This window comes from Pseudoalteromonas sp. 5Ae-yellow, assembly GCF_014077565.1.
Classification (GTDB): Bacteria; Pseudomonadota; Gammaproteobacteria; order Enterobacterales; family Alteromonadaceae; genus Pseudoalteromonas.
Window position 1 is genome coordinate 1 of the sequence record NZ_JACGWD010000067.1, and the last position, 25832, is coordinate 25832.

The 25832-nt window shown below is 39.8% G+C and carries 22 protein-coding genes and 1 tRNA gene; 2 read left to right on the plus strand and 21 right to left on the minus strand.

Annotated features, from left to right (window positions below; genetic code table 11):
- Positions 1-419: 419 nt before the first annotated feature.
- The 21 genes from H4J63_RS15820 to H4J63_RS15920 form a co-directional block, all read right to left on the minus strand.
- The gene (locus tag H4J63_RS15820) at positions 420-635 is read right to left on the minus strand and encodes a TIGR02450 family Trp-rich protein (RefSeq protein ID WP_002958506.1); all 216 of its coding nucleotides are present in this window, start codon (positions 633-635) and stop codon (positions 420-422) included.
- Between the two features lie 109 nt (positions 636-744).
- Complete coding sequence (locus H4J63_RS15825; RefSeq protein ID WP_182197471.1) at positions 745-1098, minus strand: cupredoxin domain-containing protein; 354 nt, start codon at positions 1096-1098, stop codon at positions 745-747.
- Between the two features lie 20 nt (positions 1099-1118).
- Positions 1119-3365, minus strand: a complete 2247-nt coding sequence (locus tag H4J63_RS15830; protein WP_182197473.1) for a heavy metal translocating P-type ATPase — start codon at positions 3363-3365, stop codon at positions 1119-1121.
- A complete protein-coding gene (locus H4J63_RS15835; RefSeq protein WP_024606296.1) occupies positions 3355-3798 on the minus strand; it encodes a MerR family transcriptional regulator in 444 nt (147 codons plus the stop codon). Before H4J63_RS15835 ends, H4J63_RS15830 begins: the two co-directional genes overlap by 11 nt.
- A 693-nt stretch (positions 3799-4491) precedes the next feature.
- Positions 4492-4989, minus strand: coding sequence for a DUF2059 domain-containing protein (locus H4J63_RS15840; RefSeq protein ID WP_024598210.1), 498 nt, complete (start codon positions 4987-4989; stop codon positions 4492-4494).
- Between the two features lie 130 nt (positions 4990-5119).
- Entirely contained in the window at positions 5120-5452 is a 333-nt protein-coding gene (locus H4J63_RS15845) for a Na+/H+ antiporter subunit G (protein WP_024598209.1), read from the minus strand.
- A 9-nt stretch (positions 5453-5461) separates the two neighbouring features.
- Positions 5462-5731: a K+/H+ antiporter subunit F gene (locus H4J63_RS15850; RefSeq protein WP_007378493.1), complete on the minus strand. Its 270-nt coding sequence runs from the start codon at positions 5729-5731 to the stop codon at positions 5462-5464.
- Positions 5725-6261 (minus strand): Na+/H+ antiporter subunit E, encoded by a 537-nt coding sequence (locus H4J63_RS15855; protein ID WP_024598208.1) that lies wholly within the window; start codon positions 6259-6261, stop codon positions 5725-5727. Before H4J63_RS15855 ends, H4J63_RS15850 begins: the two co-directional genes overlap by 7 nt.
- A complete protein-coding gene (locus tag H4J63_RS15860) occupies positions 6261-7778 on the minus strand; it encodes a monovalent cation/H+ antiporter subunit D (protein WP_024606295.1) in 1518 nt (505 codons plus the stop codon). The genes H4J63_RS15855 and H4J63_RS15860 overlap by 1 nt, the downstream gene beginning before the upstream one ends.
- Complete coding sequence (locus H4J63_RS15865; protein ID WP_024598206.1) at positions 7775-8128, minus strand: Na+/H+ antiporter subunit C; 354 nt, start codon at positions 8126-8128, stop codon at positions 7775-7777. Before H4J63_RS15865 ends, H4J63_RS15860 begins: the two co-directional genes overlap by 4 nt.
- Positions 8128-10920, minus strand: coding sequence for a monovalent cation/H+ antiporter subunit A (locus H4J63_RS15870; RefSeq protein ID WP_024598205.1), 2793 nt, complete (start codon positions 10918-10920; stop codon positions 8128-8130). The genes H4J63_RS15865 and H4J63_RS15870 overlap by 1 nt, the downstream gene beginning before the upstream one ends.
- A 216-nt stretch (positions 10921-11136) precedes the next feature.
- A complete protein-coding gene (locus tag H4J63_RS15875; protein ID WP_182197475.1) occupies positions 11137-12312 on the minus strand; it encodes a hypothetical protein in 1176 nt (391 codons plus the stop codon).
- Positions 12299-13177, minus strand: coding sequence for a lipoprotein NlpI (nlpI, locus tag H4J63_RS15880; protein ID WP_182197476.1), 879 nt, complete (start codon positions 13175-13177; stop codon positions 12299-12301). The genes H4J63_RS15875 and nlpI overlap by 14 nt, the downstream gene beginning before the upstream one ends.
- Positions 13178-13317: 140 nt before the next feature.
- Positions 13318-15444, minus strand: a complete 2127-nt coding sequence (pnp, locus tag H4J63_RS15885; RefSeq protein ID WP_076924799.1) for a polyribonucleotide nucleotidyltransferase — start codon at positions 15442-15444, stop codon at positions 13318-13320.
- Positions 15445-16064: 620 nt separating this feature from the next.
- Positions 16065-16334: a 30S ribosomal protein S15 gene (gene rpsO, locus H4J63_RS15890; protein ID WP_002958490.1), complete on the minus strand. Its 270-nt coding sequence runs from the start codon at positions 16332-16334 to the stop codon at positions 16065-16067.
- A 153-nt stretch (positions 16335-16487) separates the two neighbouring features.
- Entirely contained in the window at positions 16488-17447 is a 960-nt protein-coding gene (gene truB / locus H4J63_RS15895; protein ID WP_002958489.1) for a tRNA pseudouridine(55) synthase TruB, read from the minus strand.
- On the minus strand, positions 17431-17913 hold the full coding sequence (gene rbfA, locus H4J63_RS15900; RefSeq protein WP_002958487.1) for a 30S ribosome-binding factor RbfA: 483 nt from the start codon (positions 17911-17913) through the stop codon (positions 17431-17433). Before rbfA ends, truB begins: the two co-directional genes overlap by 17 nt.
- A 109-nt stretch (positions 17914-18022) precedes the next feature.
- Positions 18023-20683, minus strand: coding sequence for a translation initiation factor IF-2 (gene infB, locus H4J63_RS15905; protein WP_002958484.1), 2661 nt, complete (start codon positions 20681-20683; stop codon positions 18023-18025).
- A gap of 25 nt (positions 20684-20708) precedes the next feature.
- The gene (nusA, locus tag H4J63_RS15910; protein WP_002958483.1) at positions 20709-22208 is read right to left on the minus strand and encodes a transcription termination factor NusA; all 1500 of its coding nucleotides are present in this window, start codon (positions 22206-22208) and stop codon (positions 20709-20711) included.
- A 39-nt stretch (positions 22209-22247) separates the two neighbouring features.
- Positions 22248-22703: a ribosome maturation factor RimP gene (gene rimP, locus H4J63_RS15915; protein WP_002958482.1), complete on the minus strand. Its 456-nt coding sequence runs from the start codon at positions 22701-22703 to the stop codon at positions 22248-22250.
- Positions 22704-22984: 281 nt separating this feature from the next.
- A tRNA-Met gene (locus H4J63_RS15920) sits at positions 22985-23061 on the minus strand.
- Between the two features lie 435 nt (positions 23062-23496).
- On the opposite strand from H4J63_RS15920, the gene H4J63_RS15925 reads away from it, so the two are divergent.
- Both H4J63_RS15925 and H4J63_RS15930 read left to right on the plus strand, forming a co-directional pair.
- Complete coding sequence (locus H4J63_RS15925; RefSeq protein WP_182197478.1) at positions 23497-23958, plus strand: globin; 462 nt, start codon at positions 23497-23499, stop codon at positions 23956-23958.
- A gap of 192 nt (positions 23959-24150) precedes the next feature.
- The gene (locus tag H4J63_RS15930; RefSeq protein WP_182197480.1) at positions 24151-25707 is read left to right on the plus strand and encodes a cryptochrome/photolyase family protein; all 1557 of its coding nucleotides are present in this window, start codon (positions 24151-24153) and stop codon (positions 25705-25707) included.
- The last annotated feature ends 125 nt before the right edge of the window (positions 25708-25832 follow it).

Below are 25832 nucleotides of genomic sequence, written 5' to 3' on the forward strand. Positions count from 1 at the left end.
AGCGTTTTTCTATGGTCGGGCTTATTATAAATTCGACCACTTAAGTACATTACTTTTGATAAGACATTCCATGTCCCGTCTGTTAACATTAATCTTGGCATGTAGGTTCGGTGTAAAGTTTTCTGGCAAATTCAATTATACCTTATCTTCATGCTGTTTGTTTTTCATACCACAAAGATCAACACGCCCTAGTTAGTTACATTAATTTTGAGATTTATTATAAAAATTTTGAAAGGATATTTTGAAATTAACTGTTTTGTTGCCAAATGGCGAATTTACCTAGAAAGGTTTCAATGTTAAAGCTAAGTTGTAGCATTCAACTCATAATTTGATGCGTTGTAAAATATAGGTTCGCTTGACTTAAGCAAACCTACATCGCGTGCCAGCTATTGGAGTGAGGTAAATTATGTAGATTTAAACTACTTCCACCCTTGCAGCCACTTTTGGTTATCTTTTAAATCTCGCCAACTAATTGGATATTGATTTTTTGACATAACAGCCTCAGTAATACATTCAATTACATTGCCGTCTTCATCAAATTCCACCTCAACAATAATGAAGTGTTTTTCTTTATTTATAGCAGGTGTTGCGGTCCATTTACTATTCAATAATTTTTTAGGGTTTAGTTTATTCATTTAGTATAACGACTCCTACTCATCTATTTATACAGCTTATATAAGGCAATTATACGACCACAACACCTACTTAGCTCAGATTACTGAGCAACTAGCTACTTAGCTCAGATTACTGAGCAACTAGCTTGCCTTTGTACATTTGCATTTGGCAATGAAAGTCGTATTCACCGGCTTCAAGCGCAGGTAGTTTAACCGTATTGCCATCACCCATTGCCAGCGTTTTACTTATATCAAGCTGTGGAAATACCACTGTTTCGGCGCACGGCGCGCTGTCTTTTCTATCAAAGGTAAGTACAACCTCTTTGTTGGCTGCCACTTTAATGTGTCTTGGCTTATAAACACCGTTATCAACGACTATCGTTTCTTTGTTGTCATCACTTTGTGTTTGCTCTGGTTTGTATAGCCAAAACCAATAAATAATTGCAGCTATTAACAGTGCACCACCTATATTAATCATCAACATAATGTACTCCTTAGCTTAAATTACGATTTATTTGGTTTGAAAAAACGTAAGCGATTAGCGTTACTTACCACTGTAAGCGATGAAAGTGCCATAGCTGCACCTGCAACAACAGGGTTAAGTAGGATGCCAAAAAATGGATACAACACGCCGGCTGCAATCGGAATACCCGCCACGTTATAAATAAAGGCACCAAATAGGTTTTGTTTAATATTTGAAATAGTTGCATTACTCACTGCAATTGCATCAGCAAGGCCATGTAATGAACCACGCATTAAGGTAATGTCTGCACTTTCTATTGCAACATCGGTACCTGTACCAATTGCAAATCCTACGTCGGCTTGTGCAAGTGCGGGAGCATCGTTAATACCATCACCTGTCATACCCACTATTTCACCATTTGCTTGGCATTTTGTTACTTCGTTCACTTTATCATCGGGCATTACTTCTGCAATAAAGTCATCAATACCAACTTGTTTAGCAACGGCTTGTGCAGTGGCTTTGTTGTCACCTGTTAGCATAACTAGGTGGATACCTTTATCTTGCAGGCGTTTAATAGCTTCAACTGAATCCTCTTTAATTGGATCGGCTACTGCAATAATAGCGTGGAGCTTATTATTACTTGCAAAATACATGGGCGTTTTAGCATCACTGGCAAGTGTTTGAGCTTGCTCGATTGCATCATAAACGGCCACGTTGTATTTATCCATTAGCGCTTTATTGCCAAACAACAATGTTTGCCCGTCAACACTGCCAGTGACACCTTTACCTGTAATTGCATTAAAGTCGGCTACTTTACTTAAAGCTAAGCCCTGCTTTTTAGCGTGTGCCGTAATTGCTTGGGCTAGTGGATGCTCTGAGCTACTTTCAAGGCTTGCAACAAGTTGCATTACTGTATTTTCATCACTGTTATTAAAGGTAACTACATCGGTAACTTGCGGTGTGCCTTGAGTAATAGTGCCTGTTTTATCTAAAATCATGGTGGTGATTTTAGATGTTGTTTGCAGCGACTCACCATTTCGAATTAATATTCCTGACTCTGCAGCTTTACCAATACCCACCATAACCGACATAGGGGTTGCGAGTCCTAGCGCACAAGGACAAGCAATAATAAGTACAGTGGTAACCGCAACAACGGCATAAGCAATTGATGGCTCAGGTCCAAAGTTTAACCATGCAAGGCCTGCAAGCACCGCAATAATCATGACTGTTGGTACAAATATTCCTGATATAACATCAGCTAAGCGCCCTATTGATGGCTTTGAGTTTTGTGCACGCTTTACCATATTGATAATATTGGCAAGTGTGGTTTCGCTACCAATGTGCGTGGCTTTAAATAATAAAGTGCCACTTTTATTAATACTTCCGGCAACGACTTTGTCGCCCGTTTTTTTGCTTACAGCCATTGGCTCACCAGTAAGCATTGACTCATCAACCGTACTGCTGCCTTCAATAACATCGCCATCCACAGGGATTTTTTCACCCGGGCGTACGCGTACTTCATCATTTTTTACAACATCACTAATGTCGATGTCTTGCTCTTGACCATCGCGAATAACGCGTGCAGTTTTTGGTTGCAGGCCAATTAAGCGTTTAATTGCTTGTGAGGTGCGCCCACGTGCTTTTACTTCAAAAGCGAGCCCTAAACTAATTAAACCGATGATCATCGATGATGCTTCAAAATATACGTGCCTTGCGACTTGTGGTAATAAGTTTGGTGCTATTACTACGAACATTGAATACAACCACGCAGTACCTGTACCAAGCGCTATTAATGTATCCATATTGGCAGCATGGTTTTTAAATGCCTGCCAAGCACCGTTGTAAAATTGCTTACCTGATATAGCCACAACCACAAGCGTGACTATACCCACTAAAAACCAGGCTATTCGTTGTGTGTCGGTGGTCACACTCATATCAAAAATAAGCCCGTATATCATTAACGGTGCACCGACTCCTAACGCTAATATCATATTACGCATTAGCTTTTTGTAATGTGCCTCGTCCGACTTTGCTTTTTCATCAAGTGCATCTTGATCAGACTCATTACTCATTGGCTTAGCTGAATAACCAATGTTTTCGACTGCTTTAATAAGCGTACTTTCGTCAGCTTTACCTTCTACGCGTACAGTACGCTCAGCAAAGTTCATTTCCACGTTTTGCGCGCCTTGCACGCTATTAAGGGCTTTTTCAATTTTGGCTACACAACTGCCGCAATTAGCGCCTTCAATAATAAAGTTTTGCGCGGTGTCTTTTGTATTAGTCGTCATTACGCTGCTCCTTATTTACGGAATCGTTTATTGGATCAACAAAAGATTCTATTAAACTACACACGTCACTGGCATTTTCACCATCGGCTGATGTATCCCATTGCTCAAGGGCTGCATGCATTCTGTTTCGTAGCTTTAATGTTTCTTGAAATAGTGCTTCGGTTTCTTCTAGGCGTTTAGTAATGAGTTTGCGTGTTAAAGGACAAGGACAATTTCCCTGCTCTGACTCGCCTATAATGTGTTGAATATCTTTGAGTGAAAAACCAAGTTGACGAGAGCTAATAATAAACTTTAAACGCTGCTGGTCTTGCTTTGTATATTCTTGATAGCCATTTTCTTCACTGCGTATTGGATTAAGTAACCCAACACGCGTGTAATGACGAACAGTATCGGCAGTCACGCCCATTAACTTGGCGAGTTGTTTAACATACATAATTTGGCTCCGTCGTGTTTCAGTGGCTTCATAATAAACCTAGGTGCAACACATAGGTCAATGACTATTTTAAAGCTAATAAAATAATACCAATTCGCTTAATTAAGTGACCTGTTTGAGAGAATAAAATCGTGTTGATAACAAGGCAAAGATTTTATTATTTAGTTGTTATCACTAATTGCCTTGCTTCCACGCACTCGTATATCAAAATGATTAAGTATTATTGATCATCGGCATAGTGACACAAACAGAATTAACTTAAGCTGATACCGGCGCGTATTATCAGGAGGGGTGAATTCAGGAGAGAAGCGCCTAAGTAAGGCGCGTATTAATCTAAGGGCCTGTTGAACATTAGTGGTTTAACTTACAGCAGACTGTTTGGTCTTTAGGCAAGGCAGAGCCTATTTATGTGGTTATTCCCCATAAGTTGGCGATAACGCATCACAAATACCAAACATGCGCTGCCCTTTGGGTTCCCTCTAGGGACGATTAACTCTTTGTTGCCTACATGGATGAAGATCAGGGGCGTGAGCAGGACGCGGAAGCTTTGCTCGGTTTTTGCTTATTCTTACATGAATGTAAGCCTGTAGGGTAACGCATGAGCAGTTACCGAGCTCACTAGGTTACAAACCTCGCGCCGCAATTTAATCTTCCTTGGATTGAATAAATTCAATCCACAAAGATCTACATGCCCTAGTTTGATTCGCTACGGCTTTGCTCTAATTCGTCGCTTAGCTGCTGCGCTAAAGTTTGTATTTTAGGCATGGCATCTTTCATTAAGCTTTGAGACATTTGCATAGACTCTTGCATTACAACAGGCATTTTTTCAAGTATTTTTTGCCCGGTATCTGTCTTATAAAATGCTAACATATCAGCAATCTCTTGCTCACTAAAATGTTTGTCGTACACGCTAATCATCATCGGCTGCATTTTGGCCCAGCTCATTTCGGTTTTTAATACCGTCGTCATGTCACCATAGTATTTATCAAAAATTGCCTGTTCAGAAGGCTTAACACCCATTTGATCAGACATACCTTTCATCATACCTTCAACCTGGCCGTACATAGAATCAACCATTGAATCTAAGTTCATTACACTAATAAGTTCATCTATTTTTTGCTGTTTTGTATTTTGCTCAGCATATAAACTGCTAGAAAAAATCAGTAATGATAAAAGTAGTACCTTACCCATAATAATATCCTTTAATATAAATAATCGTTTTATAGTCACATGATTAATTAGTATTGTAAAGGGGACAGGTAATCATTAAAAAGGCCGAATAAATCGCGTTTATTCGGCCTTTTATTAGTGCGCATTTGCGTTAATCGTCCTCTACATTATCGAGACCTTTAGTGCCTTCTTTAGCTTTTAGCTTATGATGAATAGCTGATTTTATTAGCATGTAACCACTAATCGGCGCCGTAATGAGTAAAAATATAGTAATGAGTATTTCTCTAACACTGAGTCCATGGCCTGAATTTACAAAATAAACCATAGCTGCGATTAACATACTTGCCATACCTAACGTTGTTGCCTTTGTTGGTCCATGCAAACGCATAAAAAAGTCAGGCAGTTTAATTAAGCCTATCGAGCCAATTAAAATAAACGTACCACCAAATAACAATAGTATTGATACAACCCATTCGCTGATCATGTTTTCACCTTATTCAATTATATCGCCGCGTAGTAAATACTTACACACTGCAACTGTACTTATAAAACCAAGCATGGCAATAAGCAGTGCTGCTTCAAAGTAAAGCCCTGTGTCCATACTTATACTGTATAAAATAATCAGTGCAATAACATTTATGTACATTGTATCGAGCGCTAAAACACGGTCAGGCACTGACGGACCAATAATCAATCGCCATAAATTAAGCAATAATGATAAGCCAATCATCGAAAAAACAATGAGTAATACGGTGTCTAACATTGAAATATCTCCTTCAGTGGAGCTTCGTAGCGTTGTTTTATTTGTTTGATAAGTGCTTCTTCATCTTTAAGGTCAAGCACATGTATTAGTAAGTAACGTTGTGTTGGCTCTTCACCTTCAGGTAACGATTCTGCAATTGGATAAACCTCTGCGCTCACTGTACCGGGTGTAAGCGATACACTACTGGCCAATATAGTAATTGGCATATCATGAGTTAAATCAATCGGTACTTTTATAAAGGCCGGGCGTAAGTTTTTAGATGGCCCAAGTATAAGCAAAGCCACCTGTAGATTTGCAACAATAATATCGTAAAGCACTATAAGTAACTGCTTTAATGCTAGTCCAGGCCTTAAAATAAGCGGTTGAGGTTCGCGAAGTGAAAAGCTTAATAGGGGTATAAATATAGCAAAAATAGTCGCTAGTACTAAGTGTCCTACCGACACGCTATTATTTAACAACAACCATACCATAAACAAAAACAGGCTACGAAATGGTGTTGGTAACCAACGAAAACGGGCTTGTAATCTCATCACATGCCTCCTTTAAGTACAGCATTAATACCGCCGCTTATATCATGTAACTGAGTAGCAGCACCTAGCATGTAGTCACTTATTGGCCCGCCAAAAATAACGAGCAATGGCGAACAAGCAAGTAAACCTATAATTACAGTTACCTGCAACGGGTGTGCATTTGCACCATCTGCGTTTTCGCTTTTTTTACTTTTATGCTCCCAAAATAAGGTCGTGCCGGCACGCGAAAGCGCTACTAATAACGCAAAGCTTGTTACTAAATATACAGGCCAAAATAGTAAAGCTTGCTCACTATTTAATGTGGCTTTAAGTATCCAAATTTTACCTACAAAGCCTGATAGTGGCGGCATACCAACTACTGTTAAAGCCGCAACAATAAAGCACACACCTAATAAAAATGGTTGTTTAACGCAGCGACCTGCTACTAGCCTGTCGCCAACTTTACCGCGCTGGATTGAAACTAAATCTGCTAATAAAAATAGTGCGGCACTAACAAGTGTTGAATGAACTAAATAATATAAAAGTGCAGCAGTGGCATTTACATTTTGTAATGCGATTAGCGCAACCAACGTTCCCACTGATACCAATACTAAGTTAGAAGTGAGTTTACGTAAGTCTTGCGCTGCCATAACACCAATAGCACCCACTATAATCGTGGCAATTGCTAAGCCCCAAAGCCAAGGCTGCGCCATATGTTCAAGCGCCCCTGCTTGTTCGCCAAATATCACAGTGTAAACACGAAGCATAGCGTAAACGCCTACCTTGGTCATAATCGCAAATAATGCAGCAACCACAGGTTTAGCGCTTGAATATGTATTTGGAAGCCATAAATGCAGAGGTAATAATGCGCCCTTTAATGCAAATACAATGAGTAGTAATAAACCACCAGCCTTTGCTAGGTATACATCATCGCCCGTAAGCTCGGATACTTTTTGCGCCATATCTGCAATATTAAGCGTACCAAGTACACCGTACAAAATACCCAAACCGATTAAAAACACGCTTGAGCCAACTAAATTCAATATTACATATTGCAGTGCAGCACGAGTGTTTTGTTTATCACCTGCATGCATTAACAATGCATAGGATGCAATCAGTAACACTTCAAAAAATACAAATAGGTTAAATAAATCGCCCGTTAAAAACGCGCCATTTACACCCAATATTAAAAAGTGGACAAGTGGATGATAAAAGCTGCCCTTTTCATCATCGCCAGCACTACCATATAAAATAGCGCCCAAACCTAAAAGTGAAGTTAACGTAACTAATAAGGTAGATAACATATCAGCAACTAAGACTATCCCAAATGGTGCAGACCAATTACCAATAGCGTAAACATTAATACCCGTATTATTAATATGTACCAGTAAAAGCACACTAATGGCAAAAGTAGCTATTGCCATTACAATTGAAACTAAGCGGCGAATTTTGACGCTTTTACCACACGGCGGCAGTAATAAAATAACTGCCGTCAGCATAGGTAATAAAATAGGTAGCGAAGCTAAATGTTGGATCATTTTTGCTCCTTATTATCTGCAGAGGTATTAGGCACATAACCATCAACATGGTCACTACCTAAATCGGCGCGCCCACGTATTGCCAAAATAACCACAAATGCGGTCATCGCAAAGCCGATTACAATAGCGGTAAGCACTAAAGCTTGAGGTAGAGGATCTGCATAATCTGATCCTGTGCCAAGCACTACTGCTTTATTAATAGTGAGACGACCTGCTGAAAACAAAAATAAGTTAACAGCGTATGAAATCATAGTAAGCCCAAGTACTACAGGGAATGTACGAGCTCTCAGCAGTAAAAACACACCGCAACTGACCAATACTCCAACGCAAGATGCGTACAATAATTCCATTAAATATTTACCTCTTTTTTCTGGGTATCTGCTGTCATATTACCTAAGCTTGCTAAAATCATTAACGTAGCGCCTACAACTGTTAAGTAAACACCTAGGTCAAATGCAATCGCGCTGGCAAGCTCTGTTTTACCGACAAACGGAATATCAAAGTAGTCAAACCAAGTTGTTAAAAATGGCTTATCAAAGAACCAACTACCCACACCTGTAAACAAAGAAATACCAATGCCTGAAGCTATAATTTTGCGATAATTAACATCAAAACGTTCGTTAATCCATGCCGTACCATGCGCCATGTATTGCAAAATAAACGCGATTGATGTTACTAACCCAGCAATAAAACCACCACCAGGTAAGTTATGCCCACGTAAGAAAATATACGCAGAAACCAATAAGGCAAGCGGCAATAAACTTTGTGAAATACTCGCCAGTAATATTGGGTGACGCTCTTTAGCCCATGGGCGCCCTTCACTGTCACTTGCAGGCATAAATAATGGGATTCGAGAAAGTACTTTAAATATACCTAATGCGGCAATACCTAATACGGTAATTTCGCCAAGCGTATCAAAGCCCCTAAAGTCGACCAAAATAACGTTAACTACGTTAGTACCACCGCCACCAATCTTAGCGTTAGCAATAAAGAAGTCTGAAATTGAATCTAATGGACGTGTAAGTAATGCATAACAAATACTCGCTATAACTACACCTAGCGTAGAAGCTATGCCTAAGTCTCGAAGTACGCGTAACGAACTTGATTCTTTTGGCGTATGCTGCGGTAAAAAAAACAATGCCAGCATAAGTAAAATAATAGTAACAACCTCAACGGTTAGTTGTGTAAGTGCTAAATCAGGTGCAGAAAAACGTGTAAATACAACCGACACCATTAACCCTACAATTGAGAGCATTAACAACGATACCATTCGAGAGCGATGCCAAATAACGGTAGCAAGTGCACCAATAATCAACAAGCCAGCTCCAATTGCATTGTGCACATCAACCGGCGTAAGTGGCATGCTACCGGCAAGCTGTTGCATTTCAAATAATGGCCAACCCGCACACAGTAGTACTACTGCTAACATAATTACAAGATAGCGCTGTAGGGAACCATTTTCTGTACTATTTACCTTTGATTGACACCAAGCAACGATACTTAAAATTACACGTTCAAAGGTTTTTTTAGCATTGAGAGGTGGTAGTGATGCTTGAAATTGAAATAGATATTTACGATTAATGTAAATAAATAAGCCGCCAGCAATCGCCATTGCACTCATAAGTAGAGGTAAGTTAAACCCATGCCAGATAGCTAATTCGTACACTGGCATTTCTTTTCCAAGTACAGCTAAAGATGCCGCAGATAAAATACCGTCAATTGTAAAGTGCGGGAACATGCCCACCAATAAACAAATCACAACGAGTATTTCTATTGGTACACGCATATAGCGTGGTGGTTCATGCGGCGTTCGAGGTAAATCAATCGGGTCGCCATTAAAAAATACGTCGTGAATAAAGCGGGCTGAGTACGCTACAGCGAAAGCACCTGCAACAGTTGCCAATACTGGAATTAACCACGACATAGAACCAAGCACTTGTTGATGCAGTGTTTCTGCAAAGAACATTTCTTTCGATAAGAAACCATTAAGTAGCGGAACGCCAGCCATTGCCGCTGCCGCGACCATTGCAAGTGTTGCTGTGTAAGGTAAGTATCGCCACATGCCATTTAATTTACGCATATCACGCGTGCCCGTTTCATGATCAATAATACCAACTGCCATAAATAACGATGCCTTAAAGGTTGCATGATTAATTATATGGAAAATAGCAGCAACGGTCGCAAGCTCAGTATCAAGTCCTAATAGCAGCGTTATTAAACCTAAGTGGCTTATTGTTGAATAGGCTAACAATCCTTTTAAATCGTGTTTGAATAATGCTATGTATGCACCAAACAATAGCGTTGCTAAACCTGTTAACCCTACAAGTAAAAACCAAGTATCCGTGCCAGCTAAAGCAGGATGAAAACGCGCTAACAAAAATATACCGGCTTTTACCATAGTTGCAGAATGTAAATACGCACTTACTGGAGTAGGTGCTGCCATTGCATGAGGAAGCCAAAAATGAAATGGAAATTGTGCCGATTTAGTAAACGCACCTAATAGTACCAATACCAATGCTACTTCGTATAAATCGTGAGATTGAATGATTGCTTTGCTTGCTAAAATAACATCTAGGTCGTAACTACCAACAATGTCTCCTAATAACATTAAGCCAGCAAGTAGTGCTAAGCCACCCGCCCCTGTTACTGCAAGCGCCATGCGTGCGCCCTTACGCGCTTCTGACTTATGCCACCAAAAACTAATTAATAAAAATGAACTTATACTCGTTAATTCCCAAAACAGCCACAATTGGATAACATTATTAGACATAACAATGCCAAGCATTGCGGTCATAAATAGCATTAAGTAACTATATAACTTAGCCATTGAATCGTTAGCACTGAGGTAGTAACGCGTGTAGAGGATAACGAGCAGGCCTATGCCTAAAATCATAAACATAAACAATAAACTAAGACCGTCTAACCGCAGAGATAAGTCGAGTCCTATAGACGGGATCCAAGCTAAAGAATAACGAATTGTTTCGCCCGCTAAAACTGCAGGTGCATGGTATAGAGTAATCCCCAAAGCAGTCAAAGGCGCAAGAGCCGTTAAACTAGTGCTTAAATTACGGGATAACTTACCTGTGCATGCAGAAATAACACTGCCAATTAAGGATAACAAGGGTATCCAGAGCAAAGTCATAATGTAGGGCCTTTTATAATCATAAGTTTATCAGGGCATCTCTTTTTTAATACTAAGTGATGCTTTTACTGCCTGTTTTTAAACGACATTAATGACTATAGTTATACTGAAAAACACTTATTTTGTCTATAAAAAGCGGTTCTATATGGACATTTTTCAAACAACAACTAACAATTTATTAAGCCTAAAAAAACAATTAATTAATAGTGATAATTGTTAGTTTAATATAGTCTTATTTGCAAATGTAAGCGCGCTAGAGTGACGATGAAACTTACCATTGGTCGTATCTAAATGTTCCAACCAAAGTTGCCTATACTGCGCTGAGAGACCTAACTGCTGATATTGCATAATGGACCAATTTTCACTGGGCTTATAAGCAATGCCTCCTTGCTGACAACTCTTTGCCTTATGCCAATCTGTTGGCCGCGGCTCACCATGAGAAATAAATAGATTAGGCGCAACAAAACCTCTTTTTGCACACAACCATGCTTGCTTAGTTTTAGGCAAAGCGTATTCATCTTCAAAACCGTTAAAATGCATCAACTCATGCAAAAACACACTGTATTTTGCTTTTGAGTTTATTAGCATTGTTCCTTTAGTAACATTAGCCGTTCCATCTTTTGGCATCATTACTATAAAATCAAAATTGTTAGGAAGCTGGTTATTGAGTTTAGCTGATTGCCAGTCACACTTTGCTATTTGATTAGTGCTACTTTTACACTCAAGCATACCTGCAACGTAAACTGGTTTTGAAAAGCAAAAAATATTTTCACGGGGCTCTGGCTGTTTATTATAAGTATTAATAAACTCTGTAAGTTTATATAAGCCACTACGATGATCGCTCATAGTCAGTACGTTAAACATACATTGCTTATTAGGTTTGCTTATATTTCTTAAAGATGAAAAACCAAGATTGTGTATAAACGCTGTAGATACTTTACTCTGTGGTGTTTTTAACTGAAGTTTTAGATGATTTAGCACATCCCCTGCTGGTAATTTGTTTTTACTAGCGAGTAGTTTTAAATCCCCCCAACGTGATTGCTCAAGCAACTTTGCTGCTAATATTTTACGCTCTGGGATTGTTAAGTCATTTATAGCGGAGAGCCAAAATTGTTTTGCAGTATCACTCTGACTGCTTTTAATAAGCTTAAGAGAATACATATATTGCGCTGAGGAAATTTGATTGCGAGCGAGTATAGCTAAAGAGGTCTTTGGTAACTGCTCTAGGTGGTCAGAAAAGTAAGCAGGTGAATTCCAATAACTTTGTAGAACATTGGATTTTGTATTTAAAACATGCCAAAAGCCAATAGCGCCAAGGTGATTACTCGAGCCTGTAATTAACAAACAACATAGTAATACACCTATTAACTTAAAACGCTTAACTTGCGTCAACACCTTCCATCAACTCAAGTTCTAAACGCGCATACTTGTACTCAATAAACTCGTGTACATTGGTTGCTAGCGCAAGCCTAAAATAGTCTGATGCTAAATACAGCTCACCAGCTGCTTGATGCATTTTGGCTAAGTAAAAATAAGCTTCACATAAACGCTGCGCATATTCTTGCTCGGTTCTAACACCATCACTAATGCCAGATAAAAATGCATGTTCACTCATATCCCCCGTATAAAGAGAAATTAACTGGTACGCCCATTGTGATTCATCAAGCGCAGTGGCATTTTGTTTAAGTGCATCAAGCGCAACGGCTTTATCCTCTTGTGCTTGTGCTAAATAAACCCATAAAACTCGGTACGGATCTTTTGGAGAGCGAGCTAAAAATTCATTAAAATCATTTTTAGCAAGGCCTGCTCTGTCGCCGTAATACAGTGCGATACCACGATTTAAATAGGCGTATTCATGCTCTTCATCAAGTTCTAGGGCAGAATCGAAAAACTCATAGGCTTTTTCATACTGCTGCATAAGCGTATGTTGAATACCTAAAAAATTATACACTTCAGCTAAATCAGGCTTAAGCTTTACTGCGCGATTAAAATCAATACGTGAAAGAGTTGTCATACCTAGACTATCAAAAAGTACACCACGGTCGTAATAAAGCTTAGCTTGTTGCTCTTCGCTTAAGTCGGCTCTATTTAATAGCTCTGAGTAGCGTGCAATAGCAATTTCACTTCTAAAGTCAGAAGCTAAAGGTGCAGTAAATGGCACATTAACAATCGGGGTTGGTTCTGATTCTGTTGTAGTTTGGCAAGCGCTTAAAGACAAAATAGCAAAAGATGCCAAAGCTAAATGTTTGAGTATCATTAAAATCCTTAATACCAAGATATATCGCGATTAATATAAGACAGACCTTGTCCAATAAGGTTTCATTAAAGCATAAAAAAAGGGGCTAAACAGCCCCTTTTTTATCATCTAGCTAATATACTAGATTAATAAGTTAGCAATTACGCGTCAGTTGGCGCGTCAACAGCTGGTGCTGCTGATTCCATTGCTTCTTTAATACTTAGACGTACACGGCCTTGGCGATCTACTTCTAGTACTTTAACTTTAACTTCTTGACCTTCAGAAAGGTGATCAGCCACGTTGTTAACGCGCTCAGTACTAATTTGAGAAATATGTACTAGACCATCTTTACCTGGAAGAATGTTTACAAATGCACCGAAGTCAACAATACGTACAACTTTACCTTCGTAGATAGTACCTACTTCAAGTTCAGCTGTTAATTGCTCAATACGGCTAATGGCATTAGCTGCACTTTCGCCATCTGTAGCGGCAATTTTGATTGTACCGTCGTCACCGATTTCAATCGTTGTACCAGTTTCTTCAGTAAGTTGACGAATAGTTGCGCCACCTTTACCAATAACTTCAGCGATTTTCTTCTGTGGGATTTTCATCGTGTAGATACGAGGAGCAAACATTGATAGCTCTTCAGAAGGAGCAGAAATCGCTTCGTCCATCACTTCTAGGATGTGTAAACGTGCAGCTTTAGCTTGTTTAAGCGCAATTTGCATGATTTCTTGAGTAATACCTTCAATTTTGATATCCATTTGAAGTGCAGTAATACCCGCAGCAGTACCCGCAACTTTAAAGTCCATGTCACCTAAGTGATCTTCATCACCTAAGATGTCAGAAAGAACAACGAATTTTTCGTCTTCTTTAACTAGACCCATCGCGATACCCGCAACAGATGCTTTAATTGGAACGCCAGCATTCATAAGTGCAAGTGAAGTACCACACACAGAAGCCATTGAAGATGAACCGTTTGATTCAGTAATTTCAGATACTACACGGATTGAATATGGGAATTCAGTCAGTGTTGGCATTACAGCAGCAATACCACGCTTAGCAAGGTTACCATGGCCGATTTCACGACGCTTAGGAGAACCAACAAAACCAGTTTCACCTACACAGAATGGAGGGAAGTTATAGTTAAGCATAAAGTGGTTTTTATGAGTACCAGTTAAATCGTCGATTAACTGTGAATCACGTTCTGTACCAAGTGTAGCTGTTACTAACGCTTGAGTTTCGCCACGAGTAAATATAGCAGAACCGTGAGTACGCGGTAATACGCCAGTCATTACATCTAGTGCACGAATCATATCTGGTTCACGACCATCGATACGTTTTTCGCCAGCAGCGATACGGCCACGAACGATTTTCTTCTCAAGTGAACCGAAGATTTTACCAACTTCTTGCTTGTCTAAAGACTCGCCTTCAGCAAGTTCAGCTGTTAATACTGCAACAACTTCGTCCTTCGCTTCGCCAAGTGCTTCTTTACGCGCTACTTTATCAGTGATTAAGTAAGCTGCGCCTACTTTATCAGCAGCAATTGCTGCTACTTTATCTTCTAGTGCAACGTTTTTAGCTGGTGCAGTCCAATCCCAAGTAGGCTTGCCTGCTTGCGCTTTAAATTCTTCGATTGCAGTGATGATCGCTTGAGATTGCTCATGACCATATACAACAGCGCCAAGCATTACGTCTTCTGCAAGTACGTTAGCTTCTGATTCAACCATAAGTACCGCTTTATCAGTACCGGCTACTACTAAATCAAGTTGGCTTTCTTCAAGCTCTTTCAATGTAGGGTTAAGTACGTATTCGCCGTTGATGTAACCAACGCGAGATGCACCAATTGGACCACTGAACGGGATACCTGAGATAGCAAGTGCTGCTGAAGTACCAATCATCGCAACCATATCAGGTTGGATTTCAGGGTTAACAGAAACAACAGTCGCAATAACTTGTACTTCGTTTACAAAACCGCTTGGGAAAAGTGGACGAATTGGACGGTCAATAAGACGTGCAATAAGAGTTTCGCCATCGTTAGGACGACCTTCACGCTTTAAGAAACCACCTGGGATACGACCAGCAGCGTACATACGCTCTTGGTAGTTAACTGTTAGTGGGAAAAAGTCTTGACCAGGTTGTGCTTCACGCTTACCAACAACAGTTACTAAAACTGAAGTGTCGCCAATGCTTGCAAGTACAGCGCCGTCTGCTTGACGAGCGATTGCACCAGTTTCTAGAGTCACTGTATGTTGACCTAGTTTGAATTCTTTAATAATTGCTTGCACTTAAAATATTCCTTAAATGTATTCTAATAAGTTGTCATCAAAGTACCAATTACAGTACATAATTGTATTCAGTTGGAAATCAATTAAGTACTACAATTGGCAATGATGTGAATAAGCGTAGATAAACCTTTTTATCTACGCGCATAGTATATACCAAAGCTACTTCAAAATGCGAGTCTAGGGTGTGTTGATCTTTGCGGATTGAAATTTGTTCAATCTAGGGGCGATTTAATCACGGCGCGAGATTTGTAACCTAGTGGGCTAAGTAAAAATCGAGCAACAAAGAGTTAATCGCCCCTAGGATGAACCCGCAAGGCAGCGCATGTTTGGCATTTATGCTGCGTTATCGCCTATTTATGGGGAATAACCACACTACATAGGCGCTGCCTTGCCTAAAGACCAAACATACAGCTGCAAAATTAATCACGAAAGGTCAACACACACTAGCTACTAGATTTAAGCTGGGCTAATGAGTGGGTAAATACAACGATGCTTGATAAGCTATGAAATAGGAGTTTTACAATATAATTCAATAAGTTTATAAATTTGTTTTATTTTCAAACACAAATTTTAGGCACAAAAAAAGGAGCTAAAAAGCTCCCATTTCTATAATCTAGTTCTTAACGACGTAGGCCAAGTTCTTTGATTAGTGCAGTATAACTAGTGATATCTTTACCTTTAAGGTAATCAAGTAGTTTACGGCGAGTGCTTACTTTACGAAGCAGACCACGACGTGAGTGGAAGTCATGCTTGTGATCAGCAAAGTGACCTTGAAGCTTGTTGATATCATAAGTAAGTAATGCTACTTGTACTTCTGATGAACCTGTATCGCCTTCTGCACGTGCAAATTTAGCAATGATATCGATTTTTTCTTGATTGCTTAGTGACATAGTAACTCCAAAAATTAAATTTAAAAGGTGTCTTAGCCGATCACTAATTCAGCCAAAACGATTAAGCCAGCGTATTCTACCAACTGTGGGAATAACTACAAGTTAATTATTCCCATCTACAACTAATAAGCCACTGCTGGGCACACTAATTGCTTATTCAGGCTTTACGTAATCATCTTGCTGGCTAGCAAGACCGCGTTTAACCTTTAAATGGCCACTTGAGTTGCGCTCGCCAGTACCAATAAACACACCATCCGCAACAACTTTAATTGCCCCCTCTGGTAAAGCTTCAGGTAACTCGACTGCTTGCCCATGACTAAATACTTTGCCCTGCTCTTTCGAAATTTCAATAACAGGTAAATCAGTTAAAGCAGTGTCTATAGGTAATAACAACGAGTCTAAATAAGTAGAAGGCGCAAGCTCTTCTGCTTTCGCTTTAGCAAGCAACGCTTCAATTTCATCAAGCGAAACCATTTTATCTGCCGGATACTGACCAACAGCAGTTCTGTGAAGCATTATAACGTGTGCGCCACACCCTAGGTTTTCGCCCAAATCATCAACGATTGTACGAATATACGTCCCTTTTGATACATGAGCCGTCATTTGTAATACGTTGTTTTGTTCATCAAATTCGTCAAACGATAAGCTAAACACATTTATTTTTCTGCATTTACGAGGGACTTCAATACCCTCTCGTGCGTACTTATATAATGGTCTACCTTGATACTTAAGTGCTGAGTACATTGATGGATATTGATCTGACTCTCCAACAAAAGCTGCAATTTCTTTTGTTAACTGCTCACGCGTCACATTCACATCTTTCGTGCTTACGATTTCGCCATCAGAATCTGATGTTGTTGTACGCTCACCCAGTTTTGCACGAACGATATAGGTTTTATCTGTATCGAGTAAAAACTGCGTAAACTTAGTCGCCTCACCAAAACAAATTGGCAGCATACCTGTAGCAAGCGGGTCTAAAGCCCCAGTGTGGCCAGCTTTTTGTGCAAAATAAACACCTTTCGCTTGCTGCAGAGCTTTATTTGATGAAATGCCTTGCGGTTTGTTTAACAACAAAATACCGTCAACTGCACGGCCTTTACTGCGCTTTGCCATCTGTATCAGTGCCTTCTTCGCTATCTGTATCTTCTACGTGCTTAGTACTTTGTTCACTATCTGAAATATCAGCATCAACACTTTCTACATCTTCATCGACATGCTTTGCGTTATCTTCGCGGATAATAGAATCCACTAAATTAGAAATACGCATACCTTCCATCAGTGAATTATCAACTACAAACTTTAACTCAGGCATTATACGAGCACGAATACGCTTACCAAGTAACGAGCGAATATAACCCGTTGCTTCATTAAGTACTTTAGCGCTTTGCTTAGCTGCATCTTCATCTTGTGTGTTAAACACAGTGATGAAAATTTTGGCATAAGATAAATCACGCGATACTTCTACCGCTGACACTGTCACCATACCTAAGCGTGGATCTTTAATTTCGCGTTGTAAAATTACAGCAATTTCTTTTTGGATTTGCTGTGCAACACGATCAGTGCGAGAAAACTCTCTCATTGCATTTGTCCTAAAATCATAACTTATTGAAATTTAATAATAAGCTAATTAAATAATGGATACACAAATGGGGGCTAAGCCCCCATTTATTAGTTTAGCGAGCTAACAATTAAAGAGTACGTTGTACTTCAACTGTTTCAAATACTTCGATTTGGTCACCAACACGTACGTCATTGTAGTTCTTAACGCCGATACCACATTCCATGCCGTTACGAACATCAGCAACATCGTCTTTAAAGCGACGAAGTGACTCAAGTTCACCTTCATAGATAACCACGTTTTCACGTAGTACACGGATTGGAGCGCTACGTTTAATAACACCTTCAGTAACCATACAACCAGCAATTGCGCCAATTTTTGGAGACTTGAATACGTCACGAACTTGCGCAAGACCAATGATTTCTTGTTTAAACTCAGGTGCTAGCATGCCTGACATTGCTTGCTTAACTTCTTCGATTAAGGCATAAATTACGCTGTAATAACGAAGGTCTAAGTTTTCAGTATCAATCACTTTACGAGCTGAAGCATCAGCACGAACGTTAAAGCCAACTACAATTGCGTTAGACGCTGCAGCTAGTGTCGCATCAGTCTCAGTAATACCACCAACACCAGAACCTACAATCTTCACTTTTACTTCATCAGTAGAAAGTTTAGTTAGTGAATCAGAGATTGCTTCGATAGAACCTTGAACGTCTGCTTTAAGTACCACGTTAACTTCAGAAACATCACCTTCAGTCATGTTAGTAAACATGTTTTCAAGCTTAGCTTTTTGTTGACGTGCTAGTTTAACATCGCGGAACTTACCTTGACGGTATAAAGCAACTTCACGCGCTTTACGCTCATCTTTAACTACAGTTGCTTCGTCGCCCGCAGCTGGAATACCAGAAAGACCTAAAATTTCCACTGGAATCGATGGACCTGCCGACTTGATGTCTTTACCGTTTTCATCGCGCATTGCACGAACACGGCCATACTCAAGACCACATAATACAATGTCACCTTGGTTAAGCGTACCAGATTGAACAAGTACTGATGCAACTGGACCACGGCCTTTATCAAGACGAGATTCAATTACAACACCTGCAGCCATACCTTCGGTAGGTGCTGAAAGCTCTAAAAGCTCAGATTGCATAAGTACGGCTTCAAGAAGGTCATCAATACCTAGACCAGTTTTAGCTGAGATATGAACGTACTGCGTATCGCCGCCCCACTCTTCAGGGATAACGTCTAGCTGAGCTAGTTCGTTTTTAACGCGATCTGGATCTGCGCCTTCTTTATCCATTTTGTTTACAGCAATGATTAAAGGAACGCCAGCTGCACGTGCGTGCTGTACCGCTTCTTTAGTTTGTGGCATTACACCATCATCTGCTGCAACCACTAAGATTACGATATCTGTCGCTTTAGCACCACGAGCACGCATTGATGTAAATGCAGCATGTCCTGGAGTATCTAAGAAGGTAATCATATTGCCGTTTACATCAACATGGTATGCACCAATATGCTGTGTAATACCACCGGCTTCGCCAGAAGCAACCTTCGCAGAACGAATGTAATCTAGAGTCGATGTTTTACCATGGTCAACGTGACCCATTACAGTTACTACTGGAGCACGAGGCTCTGACTTACCATCTTCATGGCGGTCGTTAAGTACTGTTTGCTCTAATTCGTTTTCTTTAACAATGATAACCTTGTGACCCATTTCTTCTGCAACTAGTTGTGCAGCTTCTTGGTCGATCACTTGGTTAATAGTAACCATGTCACCCATTTTCATCATTGTTTTAACAACTTCAGCGCCTTTAACAGCCATGCGTGATGCAAGCTCAGCTACTGTAATTGTTTCGCTAATACGCACTTCATTTTTAACATCAACAGTTGGTTTTTGGAAACCATGCTGCAGCGATGCTGGTGCTTTTAATTTAGACTTGTTACGGCCTCTTGACGCTGCAAATTTATCTTTTGCTGGCGCTTTTTTCTTTTTCTTAGCACGGCGAGTGCCTTGCTCATCACGAGCATCGGCAACATCTTCTGCTTCACGTGCATAAGTTGAAGTCGTAAGATGGTGATCCGCTGTTTCTTCGCGTTTCTTACGTTCTTCTTCTTCTTTCTTCCAGCGTGCTGAATTCTCTTCAGCTAGCTTTCTTGCCTCTTCTGCTTGACGTTTCGCTTCTTCTTCAGCTTTCTTCAATGCGGCCTCTTCTGCTTCTTTTTGCAGACGCTCAGCTTCTATGCGATCTTTCTCAGACTTAGCACTTTGCTCTGGGGTCATCTGCTTTTGTTTCGCTTTACGCTCTGCATCAGCTTTGCGTTTAGCTTCTTCTTTGGCTTTACGGTCAGCTTCTTCTTTCGCTTTACGTTCTGCCTCTTGTTTCGCTTTTAATTCTGCGGCTTCTTGTTCAGCTTTTTGTTGCTGTTCAAGACGGGCTTTTTCTTCAGCGGCTAAGCGTGCTTGCTCTTGTTCTTGCTCCATTGCGCTTTTCTTCACGTAGGTACGTGTTTTACGAACTTCAACTTGAACATCTTTAGCTTTACCCGTAGAACCAGTCACACTTAATGTGCTTTTGCTCTTACGTTGTAAAGTCATACGCGCTGGGCCATCTGAACCTGTACCACCATGATGCTTGCTTAAATGATCAAGTAACGTTGCTTTTTCAGCTTCTGTTACGTTATCAGTTGCTTGCTTAGTGATACCTGCTTGTGAAAACTGCTGTAGCAATTTATCAACAGTTGTACCTATATCGCCGGCTAGTTTTTCAACATTTACTTCTGCCATAGTGTGTAATACCTCCGTTAATAAATTACTCGTCTGCAAACCAACAAATGTTTCGTGCAGCCATAATCAGTTCACCCGCTTTTTCAGATGAAAGTTCTGTGATATCAACTAATTCGTCAATACCTTGCTCTGCCAAGTCTTCAAGTGTAACAACACCTTTGCTTGCCATAACAAATGCTAAGTGACGCTCTAAGCCTTCAAGCGCAAGTAAGTCTTCAGCTGGCTCTGCGCCATCTAAGCTTTCTTCCGTTTTAAGTGCTTTAGTTGTCAATGCATCTTTTGCGCGTGAACGCAATAAATCTACAGTCTCTTCATCAAGACCATCAATTTCTAAAAATTCAGACGCAGGTACATACGCCACTTCTTCAAGTGTCGAGAAACCTTCGTTAATAAGTAATGATGCAAACTCATCATCTATATCTAAATTTTCAGTGAATAAGTTAAGTAACTTATCAGATTCAGCTTCATTTTTGGTACGCATGTCTTCAACAGTCATTACGTTTAGTTCCCAGCCAGTTAATTGGCTTGCTAAACGAACATTCTGACCATTACGACCAATTGCTTGTGCTAGGTTATCGGCTTCTACAGCGATATCCATTGAGTGAGTGTCTTCATCCATTACGATTGAAGCAACTTCTGCTGGCGCCATTGCATTGATAACAAATTGTGCTGGGTTGTCATCGTAAAGTACGATATCAACACGTTCACCACCAAGCTCAGACGATACAGCTTGAACTCGTGCGCCACGCATACCAACACATGCACCAATTGGATCAATGCGTTTGTCGTTAGATTTAACAGCAATTTTAGCGCGTGAACCTGGATCACGTGCAGCTGCACGTAACTCAATCATCTCTTCGCCAATTTCTGGCACCTCAATGCGGAATAATTCCATTAGCATTTCAGGTTTAGAGCGCGTTACAAATAATTGTGCACCGCGTGCTTCAGGTTTAACTTCATATAAAAGACCACGGATTCGATCACCCGGGCGGAAGTTTTCACGTGGCAACATGTCATCACGGTAAATTACCGCTTCTGCGTTGTTACCTAAATCAAGTACGATTGCATCGCGAGTTGCTTTTTTAACAACACCCGTTACCAGCTCGCCTTCTTGATCTTTGTATGCTTCAACAACTAAAGCGCGCTCAGCTTCACGTACTTTTTGTACGATAACTTGCTTAGCCATTTGTGTTGTAATACGGTCAAATTTGATTGAGTCGATTTGCTCTTCAACATAATCACCCATTTGCAAATCAGGTTCTTCAACCTGTGCTGCTTCTAGAGTGATTTCGCTGTATGGGTTCTCTAAAGAACCATCTTCTAATACAGCGGCAATTTGCCAGCGACGGAACGTATCGTAATCACCGGTTTTACGGTCAATTGCTACACGTACTTCAATTTCGCCATCGTGTTTTTTCTTTGTCGCTGTCGCTAGAGCGAACTCTAGAGCTTCAAAAATCTTTTCTTTTGGAACCGCTTTCTCATTGGAAACGGCTTCAGCAACCAATAATATCTCTTTTGCCATGGGTAATGCCTCGCTTGCCCTATTCCTTCGCACTCGAATTTAAAACTTCGCGATTAAATTCGCACGTTCGATGTTACTAAGCATGATCAGATGCTCTGCACCATCGCTAGATAGTGTGATCATATCGCTGCTAACTGCTACTAAGTCGCCTTTAAAATTACGACGACCATCCTGTGGAAGTTTAGTACGCACGCGTACTTCCTCTCCTTGCGCCTGCTCGTAGTGATCTTGTTTGAATAATAGACGATCAACACCAGGAGACGATACTTCCAAATCATATTCATTTGTAATTGGGTCTTCGACGTCTAAAATCGCACTAATTTGGCGACTGGCATCCGCACAGTTATCAACTGAGATCCCATCCTCATGAGCAATATATACTCTTAAGGTAGAATGGCGACCCGCTTGCACAAATTCAAGACCATGCAACTCAAAGCCTAACATTTCTACCGCAGGCGTTAACATGGTTACTAAATCTTGTTCAAGTTTTGTCACGAAAATCCTCCATACAAACAAAAAAAGGGCTTATAGCCCTAAAATACTGAGTTTAAATTTTAATTTGATGACAATTGCCACAAATCATAAGGTGCAGATACAACAACGCCCCGAACCAAGCGGGGCGTCACACCAATAAAGCATAAAACTGTGTGGCCTAGGGCCAAGCTTGGTTGCGAGTCAGTAAACTGACCTAATTAAACTACATAGCCTAAAACGCAAAACGCGCATTACTTAGAATGCGCGATATAAATTAGTAAGGTAATACCTACTAGTAGAATTGGTTGCGGGAGCCGGATTTGAACCGACGACCTTCGGGTTATGAGCCCGACGAGCTACCAGACTGCTCCATCCCGCGCCAATAGATATCAAACCTTAAATTTAATATCGCTGTTAGCTGTTATACAACACGCTAAACAATGGCCGCTATTATAAGGATGTACAGGATAATTAGCAACTATAATACGCAATTAGTTTATAAAATTTGCAATTCGTCAAGATGCTAATTTAATGTATATGTAAGTAACATAAGTAATCAGCCAACTTTATAAAATTCCCATACTTGAGTCATAAAATGTAGGAGCTTATTATTTCAGGATAAAAATCAGATAAACTGAAGTTTAATAACTCTTAAAATACGTTTTAAAGGCTCACTAATTACCAGAAAGTAAATAGATATAACAAAAAGCCATACTTTCACACTAAAAAAACGTGCAGAATTTGAACTGCCCGCTATAATCAACTTTATTCCTACTTGATAATAATAGTTATTACTCACTGCAACGAGATAAAAATGAATCAACAACAATCAGCATTATTAAATAACTTAACAATTATTAAGCCTAACTTTCATGCGTTTACGGCTAAGTTTCATAGTAAATTAGCCCAATCTAGTATTGAGATGAATTACCCGACGGCCTTACAGTTTAACGAAAAGAGCTTTACCCTCTTTTGCGTGTTAGAACGAATTGTTAAACATTTAGATAAACCAGCATCGGTAGCTCCTTTTTTAGCTCACCATTTAATGTATCTAAAAAAAAGCGGCGCTTCACACAGTGACATTGCCCTTTTATCTAACGCTTTTTACGAAACCCTTGAAGAGCACCTTGGTAAGCATTTTAATACTGAGAGTCAGCTCGCTTGGAAAAAAGCGCTTAGATATTTTGAAAGCTTTGCCGGCAATGTTTTATTTAAAGTATCTAATGTGGTTTCGTTACAACAAAAAATGCAGCAAGAGCAAAGTAATAAAATTTAAATATACAATTTTTAGGGGTGGCAATTTAACTTACGTAACCTCCTCCTTAATTAAACTCATTTTCACACCATGGTCCAACACGCCTTTATTGCCTTGATAATCGGTTAAGCCTTTTTACTCTATTCATTCGTAGTTAAATAGTAAAACGATCGTTTAATTAAATACGTCCGTATAAAAAAATTTGGCTTTACTATGACCAATCACAAAACACTCAGACTAATACTAGGTGATCAGTTAAACCCATCTCATTCATGGTACAAACAAAAAGACGACGACACGCTTTATCTGATCGCAGAACTAAAACAAGAAACCGACTACGTTAAGCATCACATTCAAAAACTGTGTGCTTTTTTTAATGCTATGGAAAACTTTGCAACTGCATTAAAAACGGCAGGTTTTGATGTTTTGCATTTAACACTTGACGATACCGCTGACGACAAAGACTTAATTGAATTACTCAAGCGAATTTCCGATAAATACCAATGCGAAACTATTGAATATCAATACCCTGATGAGTTTAGGCTTAAGTCCCAATTAGCTAAGTTTAAAAGTGATGGCTCATTTGATGTAATTGCCACAGATACTGAACATTTTTTATTACCGTTCACCGATATAAAAACACGCTTTACAAAAAACAAGCATGTGACAATGGAGCACTTCTATCGTGCTATGCGTAAGCAGTTTAATATATTAGTTGATGATACTAAGCCAACCGGTGGCAAATGGAATTTTGACAGTAATAATCGTAATAAATTTTCCAAAGCTGACTTAGCGTGTATACCAAAACCTAAGCTATTCAATAATAATGTCAAGAGCATCATTTCTCGCTTAAATAAGCACAAGATCGTTTACTTTGGCGAAATAGCCGATCAGAAACTAGAGTGGCCAACAACGCGTAAACAAGCCATTGAATCTCTCGAATACTTTTGCGAGCATTTACTTAGTTGCTTTGGTCACTTTCAAGATGCGATGACAGATCAAAGTAAAAATAATACCAGCTTGTACCATAGCCGATTATCGTTTGCCCTAAACGCAAAAATACTCCACCCGTTATATGTAATCAAACGTGTAATAAGAGAATACGAACAAAGACCCAGTGAAATATCCCTCTCGCAAGTAGAGGGCTTTACTAGGCAAATATTAGGTTGGAGAGAATATGTACGTGCCATTTATTGGATTAACATGCCCGACTACGCTGTTAAAAATCAACTACAAGCCAAAAACACACTACCATCTTATTTTTGGCACAGCTCAACAAAAATGAATTGCCTAAGCCACTCATTAAAACAAAGCCTTGAAACCGCTTATGCCCACCATATTCAACGCCTAATGGTTATTGGAAACTTTTGCATGCTTACAGGAATAAACCCTGATGACGTAGATAACTGGTACCTAGGTGTTTATATCGATGCCATAGAGTGGGTAGAGATGCCCAACACCCGAGGAATGAGCCAGTTTGCCGATGATGGAATAATTGCGACTAAACCTTATGCTGCAAGCGGTAACTACATTAATAAGATGAGCGATTACTGCAAAAGCTGTCAGTACGATGTTAAACAAAAAGTAGGTGATAAAGCTTGCCCGCTAAATAGCCTGTACTGGCATTTCATGAATAAACACAGAAACAAGCTAGAAAAGAACCCACGTATTGGTATGGTATATAAAAACTGGGATAAACAAGAAAAAACACTCCAAGAACAAACGCTGCAACAAGCAACCTACTACCTTAATAATTTAGAAGCGCTGTAAACATCGAGTAGGGTGAGGCTTATGCCTCATCCCTCTCACAGAACCGTACGTACGGACCTCGTATACGGCTCCTGTACCCTTCACATTTTATCAACTTATTTCCTAAACGCTGATAAAGCAAGCCA

Bases quoted from the DNA above. Each gene is read 5' to 3' on its own strand.
- H4J63_RS15820 (WP_002958506.1), bottom strand. From the start codon at position 635: ATGAATAAACTAAACCCTAAAAAATTATTGAATAGTAAATGGACCGCA.
- H4J63_RS15825 (WP_182197471.1), bottom strand. From the start codon at position 1,098: ATGTTGATGATTAATATAGGTGGTGCACTGTTAATAGCTGCAATTATT.
- H4J63_RS15830 (WP_182197473.1), bottom strand. From the start codon at position 3,365: ATGACGACTAATACAAAAGACACCGCGCAAAACTTTATTATTGAAGGC.
- H4J63_RS15835 (WP_024606296.1), bottom strand. From the start codon at position 3,798: ATGTATGTTAAACAACTCGCCAAGTTAATGGGCGTGACTGCCGATACT.
- H4J63_RS15840 (WP_024598210.1), bottom strand. From the start codon at position 4,989: ATGGGTAAGGTACTACTTTTATCATTACTGATTTTTTCTAGCAGTTTA.
- H4J63_RS15845 (WP_024598209.1), bottom strand. From the start codon at position 5,452: ATGATCAGCGAATGGGTTGTATCAATACTATTGTTATTTGGTGGTACG.
- H4J63_RS15850 (WP_007378493.1), bottom strand. From the start codon at position 5,731: ATGTTAGACACCGTATTACTCATTGTTTTTTCGATGATTGGCTTATCA.
- H4J63_RS15855 (WP_024598208.1), bottom strand. From the start codon at position 6,261: ATGAGATTACAAGCCCGTTTTCGTTGGTTACCAACACCATTTCGTAGC.
- H4J63_RS15860 (WP_024606295.1), bottom strand. From the start codon at position 7,778: ATGATCCAACATTTAGCTTCGCTACCTATTTTATTACCTATGCTGACG.
- H4J63_RS15865 (WP_024598206.1), bottom strand. From the start codon at position 8,128: ATGGAATTATTGTACGCATCTTGCGTTGGAGTATTGGTCAGTTGCGGT.
- H4J63_RS15870 (WP_024598205.1), bottom strand. From the start codon at position 10,920: ATGACTTTGCTCTGGATACCCTTGTTATCCTTAATTGGCAGTGTTATT.
- nlpI (WP_182197476.1), bottom strand. From the start codon at position 13,177: ATGATACTCAAACATTTAGCTTTGGCATCTTTTGCTATTTTGTCTTTA.
- rpsO (WP_002958490.1), bottom strand. From the start codon at position 16,334: ATGTCACTAAGCAATCAAGAAAAAATCGATATCATTGCTAAATTTGCA.
- truB (WP_002958489.1), bottom strand. From the start codon at position 17,447: ATGGCAAAGCGCAGTAAAGGCCGTGCAGTTGACGGTATTTTGTTGTTA.
- rbfA (WP_002958487.1), bottom strand. From the start codon at position 17,913: ATGAGAGAGTTTTCTCGCACTGATCGTGTTGCACAGCAAATCCAAAAA.
- infB (WP_002958484.1), bottom strand. From the start codon at position 20,683: ATGGCAGAAGTAAATGTTGAAAAACTAGCCGGCGATATAGGTACAACT.
- nusA (WP_002958483.1), bottom strand. From the start codon at position 22,208: ATGGCAAAAGAGATATTATTGGTTGCTGAAGCCGTTTCCAATGAGAAA.
- H4J63_RS15925 (WP_182197478.1), top strand. From the start codon at position 23,497: ATGAATCAACAACAATCAGCATTATTAAATAACTTAACAATTATTAAG.
- H4J63_RS15930 (WP_182197480.1), top strand. From the start codon at position 24,151: ATGACCAATCACAAAACACTCAGACTAATACTAGGTGATCAGTTAAAC.